At 68.9% G+C, this 23,035-nt stretch carries 20 protein-coding genes and 2 pseudogenes; 8 read left to right on the top strand and 14 right to left on the bottom strand.

Annotated features, from left to right (window positions below):
• Window positions 1–34: 34 nt before the first annotated feature.
• Both GLP40_RS33755 and GLP40_RS33750 read left to right on the top strand, forming a co-directional pair.
• Window positions 35–367: pseudogene (locus GLP40_RS33755) on the top strand (transposase); the annotation flags it as partial.
• Window positions 368–805: a tyrosine-type recombinase/integrase gene (locus GLP40_RS33750; RefSeq protein ID WP_328290104.1), complete on the top strand. Its 438-nt coding sequence runs from the start codon at window positions 368–370 to the stop codon at window positions 803–805.
• Between the two features lie 19 nt (window positions 806–824).
• Here GLP40_RS33750 and GLP40_RS12295 read toward each other — a convergent pair whose 3' ends face one another.
• The 3 genes from GLP40_RS12295 to GLP40_RS12285 all read right to left on the bottom strand — a co-directional run bounded on the left by GLP40_RS12295 (window position 825) and on the right by GLP40_RS12285 (window position 4,760).
• On the bottom strand, window positions 825–1,970 hold the full coding sequence (locus GLP40_RS12295) for an acyl-CoA dehydrogenase family protein (protein WP_328290049.1): 1,146 nt from the start codon (window positions 1,968–1,970) through the stop codon (window positions 825–827).
• Between the two features lie 178 nt (window positions 1,971–2,148).
• Entirely contained in the window at window positions 2,149–3,027 is an 879-nt protein-coding gene (locus tag GLP40_RS12290) for a lysophospholipid acyltransferase family protein (RefSeq protein WP_230329490.1), read from the bottom strand.
• A 71-nt stretch (window positions 3,028–3,098) separates the two neighbouring features.
• Window positions 3,099–4,760, bottom strand: a complete 1,662-nt coding sequence (locus GLP40_RS12285) for an AMP-binding protein (RefSeq protein ID WP_407671583.1) — start codon at window positions 4,758–4,760, stop codon at window positions 3,099–3,101.
• A 325-nt stretch (window positions 4,761–5,085) separates the two neighbouring features.
• Between GLP40_RS12285 and GLP40_RS12280 the strand changes: the two genes are divergently transcribed.
• Window positions 5,086–5,943 (top strand): aldo/keto reductase, encoded by an 858-nt coding sequence (locus GLP40_RS12280; protein ID WP_154787992.1) that lies wholly within the window; start codon window positions 5,086–5,088, stop codon window positions 5,941–5,943.
• Window positions 5,944–6,024: 81 nt separating this feature from the next.
• Here GLP40_RS12280 and GLP40_RS12275 read toward each other — a convergent pair whose 3' ends face one another.
• Window positions 6,025–6,438: a hypothetical protein gene (locus GLP40_RS12275; protein ID WP_154787991.1), complete on the bottom strand. Its 414-nt coding sequence runs from the start codon at window positions 6,436–6,438 to the stop codon at window positions 6,025–6,027.
• A 175-nt stretch (window positions 6,439–6,613) separates the two neighbouring features.
• Window positions 6,614–7,309 carry a TioE family transcriptional regulator gene (locus GLP40_RS12270; RefSeq protein WP_154787990.1) on the bottom strand — a complete coding sequence of 232 codons (696 nt, stop codon included), beginning with the start codon at window positions 7,307–7,309 and terminating at the stop codon, window positions 6,614–6,616.
• Between the two features lie 111 nt (window positions 7,310–7,420).
• On the opposite strand from GLP40_RS12270, the gene GLP40_RS12265 reads away from it, so the two are divergent.
• Window positions 7,421–8,626 carry an erythromycin esterase family protein gene (locus GLP40_RS12265; protein WP_154787989.1) on the top strand — a complete coding sequence of 402 codons (1,206 nt, stop codon included), beginning with the start codon at window positions 7,421–7,423 and terminating at the stop codon, window positions 8,624–8,626.
• A gap of 30 nt (window positions 8,627–8,656) precedes the next feature.
• Here GLP40_RS12265 and GLP40_RS12260 read toward each other — a convergent pair whose 3' ends face one another.
• The gene (locus GLP40_RS12260; protein ID WP_230329489.1) at window positions 8,657–9,445 is read right to left on the bottom strand and encodes an alpha/beta fold hydrolase; all 789 of its coding nucleotides are present in this window, start codon (window positions 9,443–9,445) and stop codon (window positions 8,657–8,659) included.
• Window positions 9,446–9,572: 127 nt separating this feature from the next.
• Between GLP40_RS12260 and GLP40_RS12255 the strand changes: the two genes are divergently transcribed.
• The gene (locus GLP40_RS12255; RefSeq protein WP_230329534.1) at window positions 9,573–10,421 is read left to right on the top strand and encodes a helix-turn-helix transcriptional regulator; all 849 of its coding nucleotides are present in this window, start codon (window positions 9,573–9,575) and stop codon (window positions 10,419–10,421) included.
• Between the two features lie 185 nt (window positions 10,422–10,606).
• Here the strand turns inward: GLP40_RS12255 and hflX are convergent.
• A pseudogene (hflX, locus tag GLP40_RS12250) lies at window positions 10,607–12,025 on the bottom strand (GTPase HflX); the annotation flags it as partial.
• A 268-nt stretch (window positions 12,026–12,293) separates the two neighbouring features.
• Between hflX and GLP40_RS34440 the strand changes: the two are divergent.
• The gene (locus GLP40_RS34440) at window positions 12,294–12,416 is read left to right on the top strand and encodes a hypothetical protein (RefSeq protein ID WP_268867105.1); all 123 of its coding nucleotides are present in this window, start codon (window positions 12,294–12,296) and stop codon (window positions 12,414–12,416) included.
• An 8-nt stretch (window positions 12,417–12,424) separates the two neighbouring features.
• Here GLP40_RS34440 and dapF read toward each other — a convergent pair whose 3' ends face one another.
• From dapF to GLP40_RS12230, 4 genes are read right to left on the bottom strand one after another with little or no spacing between them, the layout of a single operon-like run.
• Complete coding sequence (dapF, locus tag GLP40_RS12245; RefSeq protein ID WP_328290103.1) at window positions 12,425–13,318, bottom strand: diaminopimelate epimerase; 894 nt, start codon at window positions 13,316–13,318, stop codon at window positions 12,425–12,427.
• A 32-nt stretch (window positions 13,319–13,350) separates the two neighbouring features.
• Window positions 13,351–14,166, bottom strand: coding sequence for a TrmH family RNA methyltransferase (locus GLP40_RS12240; RefSeq protein ID WP_328290048.1), 816 nt, complete (start codon window positions 14,164–14,166; stop codon window positions 13,351–13,353).
• Window positions 14,163–15,095 (bottom strand): tRNA (adenosine(37)-N6)-dimethylallyltransferase MiaA, encoded by a 933-nt coding sequence (gene miaA, locus GLP40_RS12235; RefSeq protein WP_328290047.1) that lies wholly within the window; start codon window positions 15,093–15,095, stop codon window positions 14,163–14,165. The genes GLP40_RS12240 and miaA overlap by 4 nt, the downstream gene beginning before the upstream one ends.
• The gene (locus GLP40_RS12230) at window positions 15,092–15,880 is read right to left on the bottom strand and encodes a class III extradiol ring-cleavage dioxygenase family protein (protein WP_328290046.1); all 789 of its coding nucleotides are present in this window, start codon (window positions 15,878–15,880) and stop codon (window positions 15,092–15,094) included. Before GLP40_RS12230 ends, miaA begins: the two co-directional genes overlap by 4 nt.
• A 246-nt stretch (window positions 15,881–16,126) precedes the next feature.
• Here GLP40_RS12230 and GLP40_RS12225 point away from each other — a divergent pair, with 246 nt between their 5' ends.
• Window positions 16,127–17,500, top strand: a complete 1,374-nt coding sequence (locus tag GLP40_RS12225; RefSeq protein WP_154788230.1) for a DUF349 domain-containing protein — start codon at window positions 16,127–16,129, stop codon at window positions 17,498–17,500.
• A gap of 293 nt (window positions 17,501–17,793) precedes the next feature.
• Here the strand turns inward: GLP40_RS12225 and GLP40_RS12220 are convergent, their stop codons facing one another.
• Entirely contained in the window at window positions 17,794–18,801 is a 1,008-nt protein-coding gene (locus tag GLP40_RS12220; protein WP_154787987.1) for a GlxA family transcriptional regulator, read from the bottom strand.
• Between the two features lie 95 nt (window positions 18,802–18,896).
• Here GLP40_RS12220 and GLP40_RS12215 point away from each other — a divergent pair, with 95 nt between their 5' ends.
• Window positions 18,897–20,303: an MFS transporter gene (locus GLP40_RS12215; protein WP_154787986.1), complete on the top strand. Its 1,407-nt coding sequence runs from the start codon at window positions 18,897–18,899 to the stop codon at window positions 20,301–20,303.
• Window positions 20,304–20,374: 71 nt separating this feature from the next.
• Here the strand turns inward: GLP40_RS12215 and GLP40_RS12210 are convergent, their stop codons facing one another.
• Both GLP40_RS12210 and miaB read right to left on the bottom strand, forming a co-directional pair.
• Window positions 20,375–20,956: an Rv2732c family membrane protein gene (locus GLP40_RS12210; protein ID WP_154788229.1), complete on the bottom strand. Its 582-nt coding sequence runs from the start codon at window positions 20,954–20,956 to the stop codon at window positions 20,375–20,377.
• A gap of 414 nt (window positions 20,957–21,370) precedes the next feature.
• Entirely contained in the window at window positions 21,371–22,894 is a 1,524-nt protein-coding gene (miaB, locus tag GLP40_RS12205; RefSeq protein ID WP_328290045.1) for a tRNA (N6-isopentenyl adenosine(37)-C2)-methylthiotransferase MiaB, read from the bottom strand.
• Between the last annotated feature and the right edge of the window lie 141 nt (window positions 22,895–23,035).

The raw sequence follows: 23,035 nt of genomic DNA, 5'->3' as shown, positions 1-23,035 counted from the left end.
CCGAACCTGACGGTTCGGCGGGAAGGACCGACTGATGTCGGAGACACTGGCCGCCGTGGCGAACGACGCGGTGGAGACCAAGAAACTGGCCGAACAGCTGCTGGCCCAGGCCAAATCCCAGGGCATCGATCTGGTCGGGCCGGGCGGGTTACTCAACCAGCTCACCAAGACCGTGCTCGAAACCGCCCTCGAGGCGGAGATGACCGAGCACATCGGCTATGAGAAGCACGACCCAGCCGGACGCGGAACTGGCAACTCCCGCAACGGAACTCGATCGAAAACCGTCGTCACCGAGATTGGGCCCGTCGAGATCGATGTCCCTCGTGACACGAGCTCCTCGTTCGAACCCAAGATCGTCGAGAAGCGCGTGCCGGCGGACGCACACGAAGCGCTCAGTGGTTTTCTGTCCTGTGTGGAGCGCGAGCGGCATGACCTCGTCTTCAGCACCAAGGCAGGGAATCCGTGGTGCGCGGACGGGATGGGTGAACGCTTTCGCGCGGCAGCCAAGCAACCGAAGGTGCCCAGCTGCTTCACCTGGCACGATCTGCGGCATTTCTACGCCTCAGCGCTCATCCAGAACGGTGCGTCGGTCAAGACCGTTCAGGTCCGGTTGGGGCACGCCGACGCCGAAACCACATTGAGGGTCTGCACGCATCTGTGGCCCGATCAGGACGCGCACACGCGCGCCGCGATCGAGTCCGTCTTCACCCGCCCCGAAGGGGATACCCCCACTGAGTACCCCGTTCGAAACGAACAAATTTCAGAGCTGAGACGGGACGCAGACGGGACACCGGCCGCCTCCTGAGTCGAGGAAACGCCTCTGATCAGGCAAGCTTCAAGCTGCGCCCGATGATCTCCTTCATGATCTCGGTGGTGCCGCCGTAGATGGTCTGGACGCGCGCGTCCATGTACGCCTTGGCGATCGGGTACTCACGCATGTAGCCGTAGCCGCCGTGCAGCTGCAGGCACCTGGTGATGAGGTCGACCTGCTCCTCGCTGGACCACCACTTGGCCATGGCGGCTTCCTCGACGGTCAGCTTGCTCTGGTTCAGCAGTTCGATGCAGCGATCCACGAACACGCGCACGGCGGTGGTCTTGGTGGCCAGCTCGGCCAGCACGAAACGGGTGTTCTGCTGGGCGCCGATGGGCTTGCCGAACGCCTTGCGATCGCGCACGTACTGGCAGGTCAGGTCCAGGCAGGCCTCCATGGCGGCGGCGGCCATGACGGCGATGGACAGGCGCTCCTGCGGCAGGTTCTGCATCAGGTGGATGAAGCCCTGCCCCTCGGTGCCCAGCAGGTTCTTGCCGGGGACGCGGACATCGGTGAAGGACAGCTCGGCGGTGTCCTGCGCCTTGAGGCCGATCTTGTCCAGGTTGCGGCCGCGCTCGAAGCCGGGCATGCCGCGCTCGACCACGAGCAGCGAGAAGCCCATCGCGCCCTTCGACGGATCGGTCTGGGCGACCACGATCACGATGTCGGCATTGATGCCATTGGTGATGAAGGTCTTGGCGCCGTTGAGAATCCAGTCGTCGCCGTCGCGGACCGCGCGGGTCTTGATGCCCTGCAGATCCGAGCCGGTGCCGGGCTCGGTCATGGCGATGGCGGTGATGATCTCGCCGGAACAGAAGCCCGGCAGCCAGCGCTGCTTCTGCTCCTCGTTGGCCAGCTCCAGCAGGTAGGGCGCGATCACGTCATTGTGCAGACCGAAACCCAGGCCGGAGTAGAAGCCCTTGGTGACCTCCTCGGTCACGATGGCGTTGTAGCGGAAATCCTGCACGCCTCCGCCGCCGTACTGCTCCGGCACGGCCATGCCGAGGAACCCCTGCTTGCCGGCCTCCAGCCAGACCGAGCGATCGACGATGCCATCGTGCTCCCACTGCTCATGCCGGGAAGCCACATGCTGATCGAGAAACTTACGGAACGACTCCCGGAACAGCTCATGTTCGGGTTCGAAAAGGGTGCGCTCCACGCCAACCTCCTACAGTGACCACATCGGCACCATCGCCTGTGCTCAATACGGTACTCGAAAGTCGAACGGAGGTTAACTTCACGGGCGGAGAAAGTGGTCCGAACTGCGACGGTCGCCTTTGACGTCGCGGAACGGAGCTGCTGAACCCCGGTAAACCTACGGGCAGCTCGGAGTGCGCTCAGAGGCCGAAGCGGGTCAGCGTGCGACCCAGCAGACTGCGACCCCGGTCACGGTCGCGCTCGGCCAGCAGGAAGTCCAGTTCGCCTTCCAGCGCCTTCTTCACCACGGCCTGCAGCTCACCGGCGGCGGCCTCGAGATCCTCGACGTCACGCCACGGGCTGGTGTCGATCGGGGTGCCGAGGGAGTAGTAGAAACGCTCCGGCTTGGGCACCAGGGTGGGGCCGAGGCCGCGGATGAGCGGGGGCGTCAGGGTCGAGCGCAGGCCCAGCCCCTCGACGGTCTTGCGCAACGGCAGCATGACCGGGTGGTCGCCGTCGAAGACGATGTCGTAGATGTCGTCGCCGCCGACCATGGCGATGGGGACAATGGGCGCGCCGGCCCGGATCGCCATCTTGGCGAAGCCGGTGCGCCCCTCCCAGAGCAGCTTGTACTTCTGCCCCTTGCCGCGCATTGCCTCACGGCCGCCGCCCGGAAAGACCGCCACGGCCTCGCCCTGCTCCAGCAGGGTGGTGCAGTTGTGGCGGTTGCCGCGGACAATTCCCCAGCGGTGCAACACATCTCGTAGTCCAGGCACATCGATGAGCACATTTTCGGCGAGCCCCCGCACCAGCCGACCGTGCTGCACCAGAATCTCATGCGCGAGCAGCGGGGCGTCGGTGCCGCCCGCCAGGCTGTGGTTGCCGACGAGCAGCACCGGGCCCTGCTCCGGGAAGTTCTCCATGCCGTAGAAGCGCGGGCTGAACCAGGCCCGCGAGGGAGCGACCAGCAGGTCGATAATGCGGCGATCGGTATCGGTGAGATCGATGTGCAGCGGTGCGCCGTCGGTCAGCCCCCTCGGCGTATCGGCTTCGGACAATCGATCGTCATGGCGAGACAAGACAAACCCTCCCTGCAGAGCCTTCGATAATCGCATCGTAACGAAAGTCCGCGCGAGTCATAGAGTCAGGGTTAGAACAGGTTCGAGCGCCCGAATGAGGCGAACTCGGCCTCGAGTTCCAATTTGTCCGAATCGGTGAAAGGGGCGTACTCCGGCCTGCCGCGACCGATCCAGCGATAGATCAGCTCAGCGGTGTGCCAACGCTGTTCCTGGAGTTCGCGTTTGAGCACCTTGTTCGAGCCGGTCACCGGGAGGTTGCCCGAGACACGCAGCAGCCGGGGCGCACCCTTGCTGCCGAGATCGTCCTGGGCGGCGAGGAATTCGGCGAACTCGGCGACATCGAAGGCCGCCGGGTCGGCCACCTCGATAGCCGCCATCACCTGGTCACCCGAACGCGGATCGGGCACCCCGTACACCGCGGCCGCGATGACCGCGGGATGCCGGCGGATCACCTGTTCGATCAACAGTGTCGAGGTGTTCTCGCCGTCGACGCGCAGCCAGTCGCCTTTTCGTCCGGCGAAATACAGGAATCCGGCTTCGTCGATATATCCCAGGTCGCCGGTCCAATACCAACCGTTCCGCAAACGTTCAGCATCCGCGGCTTCGTTTTTGTAATAGCCCTCGAAGACGAGTGCGCCCGCCTTGTCGATCATCTCGCCAACCGATTCGTCGGGATTCAACACACGGCCGTATTCATCCAATACCGCTCGCGCGCAATCGGCGAGGGTCTCCGGATTCACCACGGCGACACCCGGATGGGCCGGACGCCCGAGCGCCGAGGCGGGCGCCCTCGGGTCGAGCGCGGCCAGCGCCGGGCCCTCGCTGGAGCCATAGCCCTCGAACAGCTCGGCCCCGAAACGGCGGTGGAATTCGGCCTGGTCGGCCACCGACGCCTCGGTGCCGAAACCCCGCACCAGGCTGTTGTCGGCATCCTCCGGCGTCGCCGGGGTGGCCAGCAGATAACCCAGGGCCTTGCCCACGTAGGTGAAGAACGTCGCACCGAAATACCGCACGTCCGAGAGGAATCCGGAGGCCGAGAACTTCGGGGTGAGGCACACGGTCGCGCCGTTGGCCAGCGCGGGAGCCCACAGCGCCATGATGGCGTTGCCATGGAACAGCGGCATACAGCAGTAGTCGACGTCCTCGCGCACGTGCCCGAACTTGTCGGTGGCCGCGTACGCGATCATCGCCAGGCGGCGCTGCGTGCACTTGACCGCCTTGGAGGTGCCGGTGGTGCCGGAGGTGAACAGCAACAGCAGCAGAGCTTCCGGGCCCGCATGGGCGGCGGGCTCCACCCGGTGCGCCTGGACCGACTCGGCGTAGGCCGGATCGTCGACCAGCAGGAACCGCTCGGGTTCCAGCCCCAGATCCAGCTCGCGCAGGCGGGCCATCCCCGCCGCGTCGGTCACGATCAGCTGGCAGTCGACATAGCGAATGTCGGCCTCCAGCTGGGCCTTTCCGCGCGTCGGGTTGATGCCGACGAGGGTCGCGCCCGCCAGCGCGGCGGCGCCCAGCCAGAAGACGAAATCGGGCACATTGTCCAGCAGCACCCCGATGTGAAAGGGCCCGTCGCGCCGCAGGTCCCGAGCCAGTTCGGCGCGCGCCGCCGACTCCCGCACCACCGCGTCCCAGGTCCAATCCCGTTCACGGGTGCGCAGGCCCAACCACTCGTCGCCGAGGCGGTCCAGCAGCAGGGTCGCGATATCCGCGCGCCGCACGGGTGGGTTCTCCATCGACCCGGCCGGGGGTGCCACCGATAGGTCCGTCATGTCCGATTCGCCTTCCATATGCCGAGTCTCACCGCTGCCACACCCCCTGGTGCACGAGTTCGACGTAATTCCCGGACAGTTCGTCGAAGGACAGCGTGCGGATCTCCACCGGGCCCGAATGATAGGAGTCCTCGCCGACGATCAGGCCGTTCGCGTCGACCGGCCATGGCGACAGCCGACAGAAGACCGACGTCCGCGGCCCCGTCGACTATGCCCAGCAGAGCCTCACCGTCCGACCCCAGCCAACCGCTCGATCTTGGTGCGGACTCGGCTTCTATAGTCGATTGGCATGACCTTTCGAAGTGAGACCAGCGCAGTGCCATCGCACGTCCTGAACGACGGAAACGCGATTCCGACGCTTGGTTTCGGAGTGTTCCAGATCGCCGACGCGGAAGCGTTCGACGCCGTCACCACCGCACTGGAAACCGGTTACCGCAGCATCGATACCGCCGCGATCTACGGCAACGAGGTCGAAGTGGGCCGCGCCATCCGCGAATTCGGCCTGCCGCGCGAGGAGGTCTACCTGACCACCAAGCTGTGGAACTCCGAGCAGGGCTACGACTCCACCCTGCGCGCCTTCGACGCCAGCATGAAACGGCTGGGCATGGACTATCTGGACCTGTACCTCATTCACTGGCCGGTGGCGCGGGCCGGTCGTTTCGTCGACACCTTCCGCGCCTTCCAGGAACTGAAATCCCAGGGCCGGATCAGGTCGATCGGCGTCTCGAACTTCAACCGCGACCACCTCGAGCGCGTGATCGCCGAGACCGGCGAAACCCCGGTGGTGAACCAGATCGAACTGCATCCGCACCTGGCTCAGGCCGAGCTCCGGGCCTTCCACGCCGAGCACGGCATCGCGACCGAGGCCTGGAGTCCGCTCGGCCAGGGTGCGGGTCTGAAGGACCCGGTCGTCGTCGATATCGCCGGCGAGACCGGCCGGACCCCGGCCCAGGTGATCATTCGCTGGCATCTCCAGCTCGGCAATGTGGTGATCCCGAAGTCGGTCACGCCGTCCCGCATTCGGGAGAACTTCGACGTGTTCTCCTTCGAGCTGACCGCGGACCAGATGCAGCGCATCGACGGCCTCGATCAGGGCAATCGAATCGGCCCTGACCCGGCCGTCTTCACCGCGGGGCTGGACGTCTGACATTCCCCCGCGCCGGTTGGTTCGGCGCACCGCACGCGTCACGGCATCCGGAAGGCGGACGCCGTGACGCGCCTGCGCCACTCAGCACGCGGCGTCGAGAGCCGCGATGATCTTGCTCGTCATGTCGGCCACGGTGGGGCCCGGCCGGCCTTCGTGGCTCCGAGCGGCCGCCTCGACAGCGACGAGGACGGTGCTACGGAAGTTGTCGGCCTCGGCCGGATCCTGCTTGCCGAGCAGGCCCATGGCCGCGGTCAGAGCGGGCAGCACCTGGTCCGCCAGCTCGGCGACGGACTTGCTCTTCAGGCTGACCCCGGTCGCCTTCTCGGCGAGGACGTGCCCGACCAGTCCGGTCGCCGAGCCGAGAGCGATGCTGCCCTGGGTGGCGGCCTTGTGCGGCGAGCCACCCGCGGCGTCAGCGGCGGAGATCAGCGAGACCGCGCCGTAGGCGGCGGTGCGCAGGGTGAGCGTGTCCTGGTCGGTCAGGGTGATGGTCATGGTGCACTCCTTGCGATCCGTTGCGGAATTCATTCGTTCGAACAGCTGGATACCGTTGTCCGCGTGTAGCTTTCGCTCCACGGAGGCTGCGATCGCCGTGCTGTTCATGCGAATTACTCTCGCGGACATCGCTGATGCCGACCTGACACCGGCCCGACACGTCCGCTGACACGCGCTAGGTCTGGTCGCGCAGGGTGAGGTAGGCGTCGAGCTGGGCGGCACCGGCGAGCAGGTGGCGGCTGCGCATGGTCAGCCGGTCCTGCCAGGAGCCGAGGAAAGTGCGCAACGCTTCCGCGCCGCCCGCCTCACGCAGAGCCTCGAGGAACTGCGCGATCTGGGACAGCAGGTAGCCGCCGCGGCGGAGCTGCCGGGCGATCTCGGCGTCGCGGACGCAATCCGGGCCGTAGAGGCGGTATCCCGTCGCCCGGTCACGGTCGGGGTGCAGGATTCCCTCGGTCTCCCAGGTGCGCAGCGTCGCCGGGTGCACACCGAGCCGATGCGCGAGCTCGCCCACGGTGACAGGTCTGCCGTGCGCTGGGATCGGCAGCGTGGTGGACAGCGCCCCCAGGGCCGTCGCGACCTCGGCGCGGGTGTCGCGTTCGGTCCGCAACGCGGCATGCGTGGCATCGATGAGCCGGTAGGCGGACTCGGTGTCGCCGCTGTTGGTCGCGCGCATGATCTCCACGGCGCGCCGATGTCCGTGGCCGCCGCGCAATGCCAGAAAGGCGCGCAGGGCCTGCGCGTGCAGAGGTGTGTAGATCCGGTAGCCGGTCGCGCTGCGCTCGGCGGGCGGGAGGATGCCCGCATCGTCGTAGTTGCGGATCGCCTGGGCGGACAATCCGTGCTCCCGGGCGAGGTCGATGGGTCGCAGCTCGTACCTCCCGTTGAGGCTTTACGCGGCATACCGAGGCATTCCTCGAAGAAGTTTCAACCGAATCTTCAACGATAGTCTCGAAGGGAGTTTCTTCCGAAAGGGGTACTCATGTCCATAGCCACCGCACTGCGTGAAATCGGCCGCCGACTCGACGACCCGGCGAGTCTGGGCCGAGCCCTCGACGAACTGCTGGCCGCGCGGATCGAACCGCCGGCCCTGTTCGGCCTCGGCGAACCGACGCACGGCATCGAGGCTTTCCCGTTGCTGCGCAACGAGTTTCTCGCGCACTTGGTCGGCCGGGGGTACCGGTCGATCGTGCTGGAGACCGACTTCTTCGCCGCATCCATCGTCGACGACTACGTGGCCGGGGCAACGGCCGATATCGACACGGTGCTCGCGACCGGGTTGAGCCACGAGTTCGGGGCGGTGCCGGGCAACCGCGAACTCGTCGAATGGTTGCGCGCGCACAATGCGGGGCGCGCGCCGCGGGATCGGGTGCGTATCCACGGATTCGACGCGCCGGTGGAGTATTCCGGCGCACCGAGTCCCCGACGCGCGCTGACCCGGGTCAGCGACTATCTGCCCACCGCGCTGCGGCCCGAATCGGTCCGTGACCTCGACGCGCTGGTCGGTGAGGACGCGGACTGGTCGAACCCGGTGGCCATGTACGATCCGGCCGCATCCGTCGGCGACTCCGACCGCGCTCGCGCCCTGCGCCTCGTCGCCGACGACCTCGCCAGCGCGCTGCACCGCGCGGCTCCCGGCCTGCGTCCCATCGATCCGGCCGGGTGCGACCTCGCCCTCGCCCACGCGCGCACCGCCCAGGGCCTGCTGCGGTATCACGCCGCCATGGCCCGTCCCGCCCGCGATCGCATCGCGACCCTGCTCAGCCTGCGCGCCGAGATGATGGCCGAGAACCTGCTCGCGATCGTCGCTCAGGAGCAGCACCGAGGGCCGAGCCTGGTGTTCGCGCACAACGCGCATCTGTTGCGCCACAGACCGAATGGCGACGCGTGGCCGAACGCCGGTGCGCTCGTCGGCCTCGCCCTCGGCGACCGCTATCTGGTCCTGGCCGCCGATGCCGCCCCTGACAGTGATCCGGACACTCTCCAGCGGCTGCTGGCCGAATCCACCACCCGCCGCACCCTGTTCCCGGCACCGGCCCTGCGCGCCGCCCTGCCGCCGTCCATCGGCACGAGCGCACCGATCGTGCGCGGCCACATCCCGCTCACCCCGGCGGATGTGAACGACGCCGACGCGGTCGTGTTCATCGCCGACACCGACGGAAAGCAAGTGCAGTACTGGACTTCCTGAGCCCGCCGCGCCGCCGTCCACCCCGAGGGATCACTGAATGAAGTCGCGGACGAGTCGCACGAATTCCTGTGGGCGCTCGGCCATCACGACGTGACCGCTGTCCAGTTCTCGGTACGCCGCTCTCGGAACGAGGGCGGCCACCTCGCGGGAATTCTCGACGGCGGCCAGCCCATCGTAGGTGCCTCCGATCACCAGCGTCGGCGCTTGGATGCGGGGCAGCAGGTCGCGGATGTCCAGGCGCAGGGCGAGTTCGATCTGCCGGCGGCGGCCCGGAGTCGACCGGAAGGCCCTGGCGAGCTCGTCCACGGCCGCGCGCCCGATCGACCCCAGATGGGCGCGACTGAAGGCGAGCAGCATCGAGAATCGCGCGAAAGTGTCCGCGTCATCGAGCAGATCACGCCAGGCGGTCATGGCGTGCCGGGTGTAATCGTCGCCGGGCCCGGCGAAGCCCGCGACCAGGACAGCACGGCGGACCAGATCGGGCCGGAGGGCGGCGAGCGCGGCGACCACCACCGCGCCGAGCGAGTGACCCACCACGTCGGCGGGTCCCGCCCCGAGATCGGTGATCACGGCGGCTACCTGTTCGGCGAGCAGTTCGACCGTGAGCTCACGGTCATCGTCACGCGCCAAATCGCTTCCCGAAAGATTCGGAAGCGCAATCGTATTGGCGTCCGCGAACGCCCCGGCCACGCCGTCCCAGGCCTTCGCGCCCGGACCGCCCCCGTGCACCAGGACGAGTGGGCGGCCCGCACCCATCACCCGATACGGCACGGTCGCGGCGCCCACGGTGAGCTCTCGCATGTCTGTCTCTGTCTTCATCGGCTGCATGCCAGCGACATTGCCAGCGGCGGATGGCGAAGAGGAGGGGAGCGGTTTCCCTAGGATCGGCTCTCCTAGCGTGCGTGGCAGGGGCTGGGCCGAGGACGCGAGGATGGATGACATGAAGATGGACCGCGCCAAACTGGCGGACTTCCTTCGCCGTTCACGTGAGCGGCTCCGGCCGGAGGAGGTCGGGCTCGCCGCCGGACCGCGTCGCCGCACGCCCGGACTGCGCCGCGAGGAACTGGCCCAACTGGCCGGGGTGTCGGCCGATTACGTGATGCGGCTCGAACAGGCCCGCAGCTCGCAGCCGTCGACCCAACTGCTCGCCGCGCTCGCTCAGGCGTTGCGGCTGACCGAGGACGAACGGGACCACCTGCATCTGCTGGCGGGTCATCGCCCGCCCGAGGGGGCCCGCGCCGGAAACCACGTCCGCCCCAGCCTGCTCTACCTGCTCGACCGGCTCGGCGACACACCGGCCCAGCTCCTCACCGATCTCGGCGACCTCCTCGCCCAGAACGCCATGGCCGAGGCCCTGTTCGGGTGCGTGTGCACGATCGAGGAGCCGGACCGGAACATCCTGTGGCGCTGGTTCACCGACCCGCTGGTGCGCGAGCCCTACCCTGTCGAGGCACACGATCATCTCGGCCGCCTGCACGTCGCGGACCTGCGGGCCGCCGCGACACGTCGCGGCTATGACCTCCCCTCGACCGCCCTCATCGACCGGCTCGAGGCGGCCAGTCCGGAATTCGCCGCGCTCTGGCAGCGGCATGAGGTCGCCATTCGCCGAGACAGCCGGCTGCGCGTCATGCATCCCGCCATCGGCCTCATCGAATTCGACTTCGAAATGCTCCAGACCCAGGCGGCGGATCAGCGCCTCCGCCTCTTCACGCCGCCGCCCGGATCCACGAGCATCGAGGCCCTCGACCGCCTCCGCCTCATCGGCCCCGAGACCGCCCACCGCAGTCACCGCTGAGGAATGCCCGCGCGGACGGAATACCCCGTGCGACAGGGACGTTCGGATGCCTCCGACCGGGCGGCTCAGACCTGCGAAGCGTCCAGAGACGCGCCGACGTCCGACGCGACGCCGTTCGTCGAGACGGCGCCGGTGGACAAGGTGATGCCGTTCGGGTCGGCCTTGCCGTTCGAACCGCCCGCGTAAGCGAACTCGGTCAGCTGGCCGGCGAGGGCGTTGGGGACTCTGGCGCGGACCCGGGTGCCGGATTCCTCATGCTCGGAGCTGATGATCTTGCCGTCGGCATGGATGCGGGCGAGAAGATCACCACGGGTGTAGGGCAGCAGGACGCTGACCTCGACATCCAGGCCGCCGAGGATCTGGCCGAGGCGGTCGCGGAGTTGATCGAGGCCCTCGCCGGTGCGGGCCGACACGAAGGCCGCGTCGGGAAGCCAGCCGCGGAGCTGGGTCAACTCCAGGGGGTCGAGGGCGTCGATCTTGTTGACCACCAGGAACTCCGGCGGGGCCGGAGTGTTCGATTCCCGCAGGACGTCGCTGATGACCTCGCGGACGGCCTTGATCTGCTGATCCGGTAGCGGGTCCGAACCGTCGACCACATGCAACAGCAGGTCCGCGCCCGTCACCTCTTCCAGGGTGGAGCGGAACGCCTCGACCAGCTGGGTGGGCAGGTGGCGGACGAAACCGACGGTGTCGGTGAACACGACCTCGCGGCCGTCCTCGAGGGCGGCGCGACGCGTCGTCGGATCCAGGGTGGCGAACAGGGCGTCCTGCACCAGGATTCCGGCGTCGGTCAGCGCGTTCATCAGCGAGGACTTGCCCGCGTTGGTGTAGCCGACAATGGCCACCTGCGGGATGCCGCTGGCCGAGCGCTTGGCGCGCTTGGTGTCACGGGCGGTCTTCATCTCGCGAATCTCGCGGCGCAGCTTGGCCATTCGCTCACGAATGCGGCGACGATCGGTCTCGATCTTGGTCTCACCGGGACCACGCAGACCCACACCGCCATTGCTGCCGGCGCGGCCACCGGCCTGCCGGGACATGGACTCACCCCAACCGCGCAGACGCGGGAGCATGTACTCCATCTGCGCGAGCGAGACCTGCGCCTTGCCCTCCCGCGAGGTGGCGTGCTGAGCGAAGATGTCCAGGATCAGCGCGGTGCGGTCGATGACCTTCACCTTGACGACCTTCTCCAGCGCGGTCAGCTGCGCGGGGGTCAGTTCACCGTCGCAGATGACGGTGTCGGCGCCGGTCTCGAGGACGATGGCGCGCAGCTCCTCGGCCTTGCCGGAGCCGATGTAGGTGGACTTGTCGGGGCGGTCGCGGCGCTGGATCAACGCGTCGAGCACCTCCGAACCCGCGGTCTCGGCGAGTGCGGCCAGCTCGGACATGCTGGCCTCGGCCTGGGTGGCCGTGCCCTCGGTCCACACGCCGACGAGCACCACACGCTCCAAGCGCAGCTGCCGGTACTCGACCTCGGTGACGTCGGTGAGTTCGGTGGACAGACCCGCGACGCGGCGCAGTGCGCTGCGATCCTCGAGCTGAAGCTCGCCGACCGTCGGCGCGGCCGCCGACCAGCCGTTGCGGCCGGTCTCGGTAGCGTCGTTCATCTCCTCGTCGAGGTCTTCGGCGGGAGTGAACTCATATGTTTCTGACTTACTCATACACCTCCATAATCCCATCTCTCAACGTATGGACGCATTCGGTTATTTCGCGGCGAAGCCCTACCGCGGCCGGGTCGGGACAAGCACCCCCTACCCCACCGGAGGAAACCGGCGATCAGGCCCCCGGGACCCGAAGGACCGAGACTAGGAGACCGACGCGATCAGTGCGCCGCTGAGCGCTCACCCGCCCGGGAGACGACCTCGTCGAGGACCCGTGGGAGCGCAGAAGGTCGGTGGTGGTGCGGTCGCGTTCGGCGCGCACTTCGTCGACGAGGTCGGGAGTGGCGCGTTCATCGGCGTTGCCGACGCGGCGCGGAGCACCACTGCGGCGGCGTGATCAGCGGGTCAGGCGTCCTGCCACCACTTGGCCGCAATGCGGCCCGTCGCCACCAGCACTGACGGACCGCGCAGCCAGGCCGCCCCGTTCTCCATGCCGACCGTCACCACGCCGCCGGGAATGCGGACCTTCACGTGCCCGACATCCGAGGTCAGGTCGAAGCCGTCACGGACCAGGGCGGCGGCCGCCGCCGCGACGGTTCCCGTTCCGCAGGAGCGGGTTTCGCCGACACCGCGCTCGTACACGCGCATGTCCACACCCTTCTCGCCGTCCGAGCCGACGCTCAGCGCGGTGAGGATCTCGACATTCACACCGTGCGGGAACATGGTGTGGTCGAAGCCCGGCAGGTGTTCCAAGTCGAGCTCGGAAAGTGATGCCGGGGTCAGCTCCGGATCCACGCAGGCCAGGTGCGGATTGCCCACATCGATTCCGACACCGGTGAATTCGCGGCCGCCCAGCGTCGCCGTCGAGGTGCCCAGCGTCTTCACCGTGCCCATCGCGACGGTCACCTCGCCATGGACGGGATCGGCGTGATGCACCACCACCGGGCGCGCGCCCGCGCGGGAGCCGACGACGAATTCCTCGCGCGTCTCCATCCCGGTCGCGACCAGATAGTGCGCGAACACCCGCACCCCATTGCCGCACATCTCGGCGATGGACCCGTCCGCATTGCGGTAGTCCATGAACCAGTCCTCCGCGCTGACGCCCTCGGGCAGCTGCGCCAGCACGCCGGACGAGATGAGCGCGCCCGCGCGGGCCACCCGCAGCACCCCGTCCGCGCCGAGCCCGCGCTGCCGGTCGCACAGCGCGGAGATCCGGGATTCGGTGAGCTCCAGCCACACGTCGGGGTCGGGCAGCACCACGAAATCGTTCTCGGTGCCGTGGCCCTTGCTGAATTCGATGTCAGCGGCGATGTTGTCGCTCGTCATGGTCCTCACCGTAGCGCCCGGCGCTGCCGGGATATTTCATAGAGGGCCACCGCGGCCGCCGCCGGCGCGCCGAGGGTGCCGTCGGTCGGAATGCGGATCAGTTCGTCGCACACCTGCCGCCAGCCGGGGGCGAGGGACGCGTTCTCGTCGCCGAGCACCAGGACCGTGCCGCCGTCGAACGCCGCGTCGTCGAGGGCGAGGCCACCGCGGTCGTCGCTGCCGACGATGCGGGTAGGGACGCCGCGTGCCCGCTGCCGGTCGCGGAACGCGGCGACCTGAGCCGAACCCGACGCGCGCAGCACGGGGACGGCGAAGAGCGCGCCGTCGGAGGCGCGCACGCTCTGCGGGTCGTAATGGTCGACGCCGGAACCGGTCACGATCACCCCGCCCGCCCCGAACGCCACCGCCGAGCGGATCAGCGCACCCAGCCGGATCGCCGAGGCCGGCCGGTCGATGACCACCACGGTGGCCGGGTCCGCCGGCGTGCCCGGCGCGAAATCCTCGAGCTCGGACCGCCGCGTCACGGCCACCGCCACCAGTTCCGGCACCGCCTCACCCGGTTCGGCCAACCCGGCCATCACCTCCGGCACCAGTCCGACGCTGGGCACGCCGCTGTAATCGAGTACCTGCCGCGCCCACGGCGAGGGCTCGGGCAGCCGATAGACGAGAGTCTCCAGCGGCCAACGGCATTCGAGTGCACGGCTGATGGGCCGCACGCCCTGCACCAGGAATCGGCTGTCCCGGATACGGGCGGCCCGGGTGGTCAGGTAGGCCTGCCACACCTGGACCGCGGCGGTGCGAGTATTCGCGCGACGCGTCACTGGGGTTCCTGTTCATCCCTCATCGGTGAGGAGTTGACGAGGGCCAGCACGGCGTCCGCCAAGGCGGGATCCGCGCCGTCCACCCATCGCACCCGCTGGTCTCGGCGGAACCACGAACGTTGGCGCCGGACGTAGCGCCGGGTGCCGATGAAGGTGCGCTCCTGAGCTTCGTTCAGGTCGTATTCGTTGTCCAGGAAATCGAGGACTTGGGCGTAGCCGATGGCGCGCCGGGCGGTTTGGCCATGGCGCAGCCCCTGCGCGATGAGGCCCTCGACCTCCTCGACGAGACCGGACTCGAACATGGTCGCCGTGCGCAGCTCGATGCGGGCATCCAATGCGGAGGTGTCCCGATCGACACCGACGATGACCGTCCCCCAACGTGGTTCACCGATCCGGGGCGCCGAGGCGGCGAACGGCTTGCCGGTCAGCTCCACCACCTCCAGCGCGCGCACCATGCGGCGGCCGTCGGTGGGCAGAATCGTCTGCGCGGCCACGGGATCGGCCTGTTTGAGCGCCTCGTGCACGGCGACGGTGCCGCGATCGGCCAGCACCGTTTCCCATTTGGCGCGGATCGCCGGATCGGTGGCGGGGAAATCCCAATCGTCCAGCAGCGCTTGGACGTACATCATGGAGCCGCCGACGATGATCGGCGTGTGCCCGCGCGCCATGATGGCCTCGACATCGGCGCGGGCGGCGGCCTGATACGAGGCGACGGTGGCGGTCTCGGTGATGTCGAGGACGTCGAGCTGGTGGTGCGGGATGCCACGGCGTTCGGCCACCGGCAGTTTGGCGGTGCCGATGTCCATGCCGCGGTAGAGCTGCATGGCGTCGACATTGACGATTTCGCCGTTCAGACGCTGCGCCAGATCCAGGGCCAGTTCGGATTTTCCGGTGGCGGTGGGGCCGATGACGGCGATGGGCCGGGTCACGTGGCGGCTCCACCGAGCTCACGCGGACGCCATACGCTCACATGGTAGGACACACCGAAAGGGGCTGCGGCGTAAAGGGTTTCGACATCCGGGTCGGCCGGATCGACGGCGAAGAGGCCGGCCAGCACCTGGTAGGCGGGGCGGCCCTCCACCTCGACCTCGGCGCACAGCCCCGTGTCCAGGGCCGCGATGGCCTGCCGGTCCCCCGCGCTCAGCGCGCGGTCGATGGCCCCCTGCACGCCCTCGGCGCGCTCGTCGAGATAGCGCGGCGCCTTCAGCGAAAGGGTTGCCGCACCGTCGCCCACGACCAGAACAGCGACCGATTCGGTCTCGGCGTCGAGTTCGGCCCGCAGATACCGCCCGAAGACCAGGCTCTCGTCGGCCGACGCGTCGGCCGAGATCAGGCGGCATTCGGCGGTGATCTCCGGCGCGACCCGCTCGCGCAGCCAGCCCGCGATCAAGGCCGGCAGCGGCAGCATCGGATCCGCGACACGCTCGGCAACCACCCCAGACAAGCCGACGCGAACATCCACGCCGTATCCCCGGAACGTGCCCACCGCATCCGAACCGATCACGCCGGCGGAAACGCCCCCGCCGACGACCTCCGCCGACTCCGCCACGCCGACGACGATCCACCGCGACGCGCGAGCGGCCAATTCCCCCGCGGCCCGCAACATCGCAGCTCGCAACGCCGCGACCGCCCCCTCGGTGGCCGTACCGGCAGCACCCTCGAGTTCGGGCACCAGCACGGGCGGGGAGGGGATCAGTGACGCAACACAGAACACGCCGACAACCGTAGCGCTAACGCACCTCACCAGCCCCACCCCGGCCGATCGCCGCGCCGCCGAAGCGGGCTCAAAGACAGCATTTCCCATCTCAGCCTGGTTGAATGGGATGAGCTAGACCGATGAGCTAGGGCGTAACCAGGCAGCCGTGACGCGCGGCAGGGACGAGGAGCAATGACCGACAACAAAGGAAACGAGAAGGCTACCCACCCGGAGTCGACCCCGACGCCCAAGCCCGGCGCGCCGATGCCCACCCCGAGCGAGAGCGCCACGCCATCACCCGCGGCCGCCGCCGCACCCCGTCCTGGGGGCCCGCGCCGCAAACCCGAATCGCCCAAACCCCATGCCGTCAAGCCCACGCCCGGCCCGGCGGCTCAGCATCCGCATCCGGTGGTCGTGCCGAGCGTGAGCGACCCCAGCCAGTGGGGACGGGTCGACGACGACGGCACCGCCTGGGTCAAGACCGCCGAGGGCGAACGCGTCATCGGTTCCTGGCAGGCCGGCGACGCCGCCGAGGGCCTGGCCCACTTCGGCCGCCGCTACGACGATCTGGCCACCGAGGTCGCGCTGCTGGAAGCCCGGCTCGCCGCCGGAACCGACGCGCGCAAGACCAAAGCCGCCGCCACCGCGCTTGCCGAAACGTTGCCGACCGCCTCGGTCATCGGCGATATCGACGGTTTGGCGGCCCGGCTGCAGGCCATCATCGAACACTCCGACGAGGCGGCCCTGCACGCCAAGGAGGAGAAGGAGCGCACCCGGCACGAGCAAACCGAGCGCAAAGAGGCCCTGGCCGCCGAGGCCGAGCAGATCGCCGCCGATTCCACCCAGTGGAAGGCCGCCGGCGACCGGCTGCGAGAGATCCTGGACGAGTGGAAGACCATTCGCGGTGTGGACCGCAAGGTCGACGACGCGCTGTGGCGGCGCTTCTCCAAGGCCCGCGAGGCCTTCAACCGCCGCCGCGGCGCCCACTTCGCCGAACTCGACCGGGAGCGGGCCGCCGCCAAGGGCCGTAAGGAAGAACTCTGCCTGCGCGCCGAAGAGCTGTCCGGCTCGACCGACTGGTCCGGCACCGCCGCCACCTTCCGAGACCTGCTGGCCGAATGGAAGGCCGCCGGCCGCGCGCCGCGCGAGGCCGACGAGCAGTTGTGGCGCCGCTTCAAGGCCGCCCAGGACGTCTTCTTCGCCGCGCGCAATGCCGCCGCCAACGAACGGGACCAGGAGTTCGAGCAGAACGCGACGGCCAAGGAAGAACTGCTGCACGCCTACGAGCACATCAACCCCGACGCCGGCCTCGACGCCGCCCGCTCCGCCCTGCGTGAACTGCAGGAGAAATGGGACGCCATCGGCAAGGTCCCGCGCGAGCGCATGCACGACCTGGAATCGCGCCTGCGCGCCATCGAGAAGAGGGTCCGCGAGGCCGCCGACGCCCAGTGGCGCCGCACCGATCCGGAGGCCATGGCGCGCGCCGCCCAATTCCGCGAGCGCGTCGCCCAATTCGAGGAGCAGGCCGCCAAGGCCCAGGCCGCGGGCAAGACCCGCGACGCCGAGAAAGCCCTGGAACAGGCCAAACAGTGGCGCGAATGGGCCGAGGCCGCCGAGGGCGCCGTCAGCCAGCGCTGAGCCGATCGCCTGGGTTCCCCTGCGGCCCAGGCGATTACCGTCTCGGGTGTGCGGTCGGTGATCCGGCTCGGTGTATGGCGCCGAATCGAGAAGAGCCGATCGCGACCGGCGTGGCCGGTCAGGTCGCGCCCCCGGAGAACGATCTCGCCCCCGCCTTGGCTGGAGAGTCATTGGCGGACAGGGCGTTGCAGCCTCCCACGGCATCGGCCAGAACGCCGAATTCCGTGGCGTCCGAATCCAATTTCCGCCCTTCAGGAAACAGGTCTCGATCGAGGCTGCCGGACCGCTACCTGTCAGGAGAGTCGGGCCGGGTCGGTGATGACCTCGTGGCGGGTGGGGCGGTGGGAGCGGCGGTATTCGCTCGGGGAGAGGCCTACCTCGCGGTTGAAGTGGATGCGAAGGTTGGCTGCGGTGCCGAGCCCGCAGCGGGCGGCTACGACGTCGACGGGGAGGTCGGTGCGTTCCAGGAGTTCTCGGGCGCGGATGAGGCGTTGGGTGAGGAGCCATCGCAGGGGGGTACCGCCGAGTTCGGCGTGGAAGCGACGGGCGAGGGTGCGTTCGCTGAGGTTGGCGTGGGCGGCCAGGTCCGAAACTGTCAGGGCGCATTCGAGATTGGTGAGGGCCCATTCGAGGGTGGCGGCCAGGCCGGAGTCGGCGGGGTGGGCGGGGACCGGGGATTGCAGGTATTGGGCCTGGCCGCCGGCGCGGTGGGGTGAGACGACCAGGTAGCGGGCGGCGGCATTGGCGGCCTGGGCGCCGAGGTCCTTGCGGATCAGGTGGATGCACAGGTCCATGCCGGCCATGGTGCCGGCGCTGGTGAGGATGCGGCCGTCGTCGATGTAGAGGACGCCGGGGTCGATGTCGAGGTGGGGGTGGCGGTCGCGGAGGGCGGCGATGTGACGCCAGTGGGTGGTCATGCGGCGGCCGTCGAGCAGACCCGCGGCGGCCAGGACGAAGGCGCCGGTGCACAGGGAGGCGATGCGGGCGCCGCGCTCGTAGGCGGCGTGGACGGCGTCGACCAGGTCGGCGGGCGGATCCTCGCGGACGTTCGGGGTGGAGGGGACGATCACGGTGTCGGCTCGAATGAGGTCGTCGTAGTCGTGATCGGTCAAGGCCACGAACGGATCTCGCAGGGTGGCGTGCCGGGTGGCGCGGGGGCCGCAGAGCCGGAAGTCGTACCAGGTGGCGGGGTCGACTCCGAGGGGCGGCTCGTAGAAGACCTGATAGGGGATGGCCACCTCGAAGATGGGCATGCCGGGCGCGACGGCGACCGCCAGGGTTCCAGCACCGTTCGAATCCATGGCTCGAATCTAACGCCGCAAGATGTCAGAAATCTAGCGCTGTGTGGCATTCCTGCCACTCGTGGATCGGTCCGCGGCTTCGCATAGTCGAAGACATGACCACGACGACCGAATCGATACCCGCACTCCCCCAATCGGATACGTTTGCCGACCCGCGTCGATGGCGGGTGCTGGCGATCGCCGCGATCGCCCAATACCTGGCCATTCTGGATCTGTTCGCGGTCATCGTCGCCTTCCCCGCCCTGGAGCAGTCCTTCGGGCACGCCTCGACCGGCGCGGTCTCGTGGACCCTGAACGCCTACACCATCGTGATGGCCGCGCTGCTGGTTCCGGCCGGTCGGTTCGCCGACGATACCGGTCGCAAGCGCGGATTCCTGCTCGGCATAGCGCTTTTCGGTCTGGCCTCCGTCGCCTGTGGCCTGGCCCCGAACCTGGCGGTGCTCATCGTCGCCCGCGTGCTCCAGGCCGCGGCCGCCGCCCTGCTCATTCCGACCGGCCTCGGCCTGGTGCTGCCGGTCTTCCCGAAGCACGAGCACGCCACCGTCATGGGCATCTGGACCGCCATCGCCGCGGCGGGCGGCGCGAGCGGCCCGGTCATCGGCGGGCTGCTGCTCCAGGCCGGATGGCGCTGGATCTTCCTGCTGAACGTGCCGTTCGCGGTGGTGGCCTTCGCCTTCGGACTGCGCGTGCTGCCCGATATCCGGCAGCGGGCCAACCGCCGATTGGATCTGCTGGGCGCGGCCCTGATCCTCGGGGCCACCGCTGCCTTCACCACGGTGTTCGTGCAGGCCACCGACTGGGGCTACACCGCGCCGGGCACCCTGGGCTGCCTCGTCGCCGCCATCGCGTCGACCGCCCTGTTCGCCCGCCACGTGCGCCACCACCCCGACCCGGTGGTGAGCCCGATCGTGTTGCGGCACCGCCCGTTTCGCACCGCTACCCTCGGCGTCTTCTGCTACTACCTGGCCTTCGCCGCCATGATCCTGGAGGCGACGCTGTTCATGACCGAGGAATGGCACTATTCGACCCTGCGTGCCAGCCTCGGCGTGGCCGCCATGCCGATCACCTGTCTGCTGCTGTCCCCGCTGTCCGGCCGTTTCATCGCCCTGGTCGGGCCCCGCGCCTCGGCCGCGCTGGGCGGCGCGACCATCGCCCTGGGCTGCGCCTGGTGGGTGCTGGCCAGCGGCTTCTCGAACTCGTATGCGGTGGTGATGGTCCCGGGCGCGATCCTGGCCGGCGCCAGCACCGCGCTGCTGCAACCGCCGCTGTTCGGCGCGTCGACCCTGCTGCCCGCCGACCAGATCTCGCTGGGCTCCGGCACCGTGATGATGGCCCGCCAGACCAGCTCCGCCCTCGGCGTCGCCATCCTGACCGCCATCCTCGGCGACGCCGCCCACCGCACCATGACCGAGTTCCGCGCGGGCTGGCTCTACATGGTGGTCGCAGGCCTGGCAGCCATGATCGCCGGACTCGCCTACCGTCCCGACCGCGCATCGGCCTGACCCGGCAAGCCGGCACGAAAAAGGCTCGGCGGCAACCTCATTCGGTTGCCGCCGAGCCTCTCGCGGAAATCTCAGTCCTCGCCGAACAGGCGGCGGCGCCGCTGCTCCTCGGCGTGGGCCTCGGCCGAGCGGCGCTGTTCCTCGGCGGCCAGCTGCACCGAGGTGCGCGCCCACACTACCCGGACCCAGTGGAAGGTCAGCACGATGATGGCGATGGTGGCGATGATCAGGCCGATGCCCGGGCCCGCGCCGTGGTAGTTGCCGAGGCCCGGGGTCTGGCGGTGCCAGATGGACAGCACGCCGAACACGCTGCCGACGGCCGAACCCGCGACCGCGATCCAGGCGAGCAGCCAGCGGCGGGTGATGAGCGCCAGCATGGAGAAGCCGATGCCGAAGACGACCACGAACCAGACGAACACACGGGAGGGCAGTCCGATGTGGTCGCTCTGGGCGACCGTGTCGTACAGCAGCACATCGAAGCCGCGGGTCTTGCCCGCGTGCGGCAGCACCAGCGTGGCCAGCAGCACGAACACCGAGCCGGCCACGACCATGGCGCGCATGCCCGGGTCGATCTCTCCGGCGATCTTGCGTTCGACGGCCTCGAGGTCCGCGCGGAACGCCTCGAAGTCTTGACTGTTCTCGGCGGCCTTCATGCTCTCCTCATTCGCCTCGGGCGCCTGCTCCGACGCCGTGTCCGATTGTGCTGCTTCGTCTTCCGGGTTCTCCGGCCGGTCACGAGGCTCGTCGGGGCCGGTGGGCTGCTGCTCGGTCATAACCGCTGCGATCCTCGCTCACGCCGGTGGCTGCTCGAATTCCTGCACAGCGCTCCCGCGCCGCGCTGATGGGTCGGCGTGGGCGGAGTTCCCGCGACGGCGAATCCACCGCACGTCCCCCCAGGGATCCTGCCCTATGACGTTGCGTAGTTGACACCGACCCCACGATTGCCGGGATCCGCCGCGCGACGTCGCCAGCGATCCCTTGTCCCTCCGGCGCGTTGTCGGCCGGAATCCACCGGTCCGCCGTGGAATCCTGGACCCCGGCCGACAGCATGCCGTATGACGGGGCCGCTACTCACCGCAGGCGGAGCCGCAGCCCGACGCCACCGGCTCCACCACGGGCACGCCGACGCGCGGCAAGCCCAGGCCGACGCCAATGGGCGCGGTCTTGGGCGTGATGCCCCGCTCATGCGCGTCACCGGCCCGGGTCCGGCGGTGGCTCAGCACCTCGCCGTCGGCGATCAGGTAGTGCGGAGCCGCACCGGTGACATCGACGGTGATCACATCGCCGGGCCGGATCTCATTGCCCGAAGCCGGATCCACGGGCGGCCGGAAGTGCACGAGGCGGCCGTCGCGAGCGCGACCCGACATGCGCGCGGTCCTGTCGTTCTTCTTGCCCGCGCCCTCGGCGACCAGCAGTTCGACCGTCGAGCCGATCAACGCCTGATTGCCCTCGAGCGAAATCTGCTCCTGCAGTGCGATGAGCCGGTCGTAGCGCTCCTGCACGACCTCCTTCGGCAGCTGATCCGGCATGGTCGCCGCGGGCGTGCCCGGCCGGATCGAGTACTGGAAGGTGTAGGCGCTGGTGAATCGCGCCTGCCGCACCACATCCAGCGTCGCCTGGAAGTCCTCCTCGGTCTCGCCCGGGAAGCCGACGATGATGTCGGTGGTGATGGCGGCATGCGGCATGGCCGCGCGCACCTTCTCGATGATCCCCAGGAACTTGGCGCTGCGGTACGAGCGGCGCATGGCCTTGAGCACCCGGTCCGAGCCGGACTGCAGCGGCATGTGCAGCTGCGGGCAGACGTTCGGGGTCTCGGCCATGGCCTCGATGACGTCGTCGGTGAACTCGGCCGGGTGCGGGGAGGTGAAGCGCACGCGCTCGAGGCCCTCGATATTTCCGGTGGCGCGCAACAGTTTCGCGAAAGCGCCGCGGTCGCGGGGCTCCTCGGGATCGGCGAAGGAGACGCCGTAGGAGTTCACGTTCTGGCCGAGCAGCGTCACCTCCAGCACGCCCTGCTCGACCAGCGCCTGCACCTCGGCGAGCACGTCGCCGGGCCTCCGGTCGACCTCCTTGCCACGCAGTGCCGGGACGATGCAGAACGTGCAGGTGTTGTTGCAGCCCACCGAGATCGACACCCAGCCCGCGTACGCGGACTCGCGCTTGGCGGGCAGCGTCGACGGGAACGCCTCCAGGGATTCGATGATCTCGACCTGGGCTTCCTCATTGTGGCGGGCCCGCTCCAGCAGCACCGGCAGCGAGCCGATGTTGTGGGTGCCGAACACCACATCCACCCAGGGCGCCTTCTTGACCACGGTGTCGCGGTCCTTCTGCGCCAGGCAGCCGCCGACGGCGATCTGCATGCCCGGACGGCCGGCCTTGATGGGCGCGAGGTGGCCGAGGGTGCCGTACAGCTTGTTGTCGGCGTTCTCACGCACCGCGCAGGTATTGAAGACGACCAGGTCAGCGGTGTCGCCGGCCACGGCTTTGACGTAACCGGCGTCCTCGAGCAGACCCGAGAGCCGCTCGGAGTCGTGCACGTTCATCTGGCAGCCATAGGTGCGGACCTCGTAGGTCCGGGCCGGGGAATTCACCCAACCAGGGTAATAGCTGCCCCGCGGAGACCATGAACCCCGTCCGGGCTGCGTGATCCGGGTCTCGCAGCGGCCGGGTGGCGGTCATGGAATCGTCACCGAATCATCGTCCGACCGGGCGGCGGTGTTCTCAGCAGCGTC

It is taken from the genome of Nocardia aurantiaca, from assembly GCF_009708175.1.
Lineage (GTDB): Bacteria > Actinomycetota > Actinomycetes > Mycobacteriales > Mycobacteriaceae > Nocardia > Nocardia aurantiaca.
The sequence above is the reverse complement of the archived record's forward strand: the minus strand, read 5'-3'. Positions and strand labels throughout refer to the sequence as shown.

Bases quoted from the DNA above. Each gene is read 5' to 3' on its own strand.
- GLP40_RS12285 (WP_407671583.1), bottom strand. From the start codon at position 4,760: ATGGAGAACCCACCCGTGCGGCGCGCGGATATCGCGACCCTGCTGCTG.
- GLP40_RS12280 (WP_154787992.1), top strand. From the start codon at position 5,086: ATGACCTTTCGAAGTGAGACCAGCGCAGTGCCATCGCACGTCCTGAAC.
- GLP40_RS12275 (WP_154787991.1), bottom strand. From the start codon at position 6,438: ATGACCATCACCCTGACCGACCAGGACACGCTCACCCTGCGCACCGCC.
- GLP40_RS12265 (WP_154787989.1), top strand. From the start codon at position 7,421: ATGTCCATAGCCACCGCACTGCGTGAAATCGGCCGCCGACTCGACGAC.
- GLP40_RS12260 (WP_230329489.1), bottom strand. From the start codon at position 9,445: ATGAAGACAGAGACAGACATGCGAGAGCTCACCGTGGGCGCCGCGACC.
- GLP40_RS12255 (WP_230329534.1), top strand. From the start codon at position 9,573: ATGGACCGCGCCAAACTGGCGGACTTCCTTCGCCGTTCACGTGAGCGG.
- GLP40_RS12225 (WP_154788230.1), top strand. From the start codon at position 16,127: ATGCCCACCCCGAGCGAGAGCGCCACGCCATCACCCGCGGCCGCCGCC.
- GLP40_RS12220 (WP_154787987.1), bottom strand. From the start codon at position 18,801: ATGGATTCGAACGGTGCTGGAACCCTGGCGGTCGCCGTCGCGCCCGGC.
- GLP40_RS12215 (WP_154787986.1), top strand. From the start codon at position 18,897: ATGACCACGACGACCGAATCGATACCCGCACTCCCCCAATCGGATACG.
- GLP40_RS12210 (WP_154788229.1), bottom strand. From the start codon at position 20,956: ATGAAGGCCGCCGAGAACAGTCAAGACTTCGAGGCGTTCCGCGCGGAC.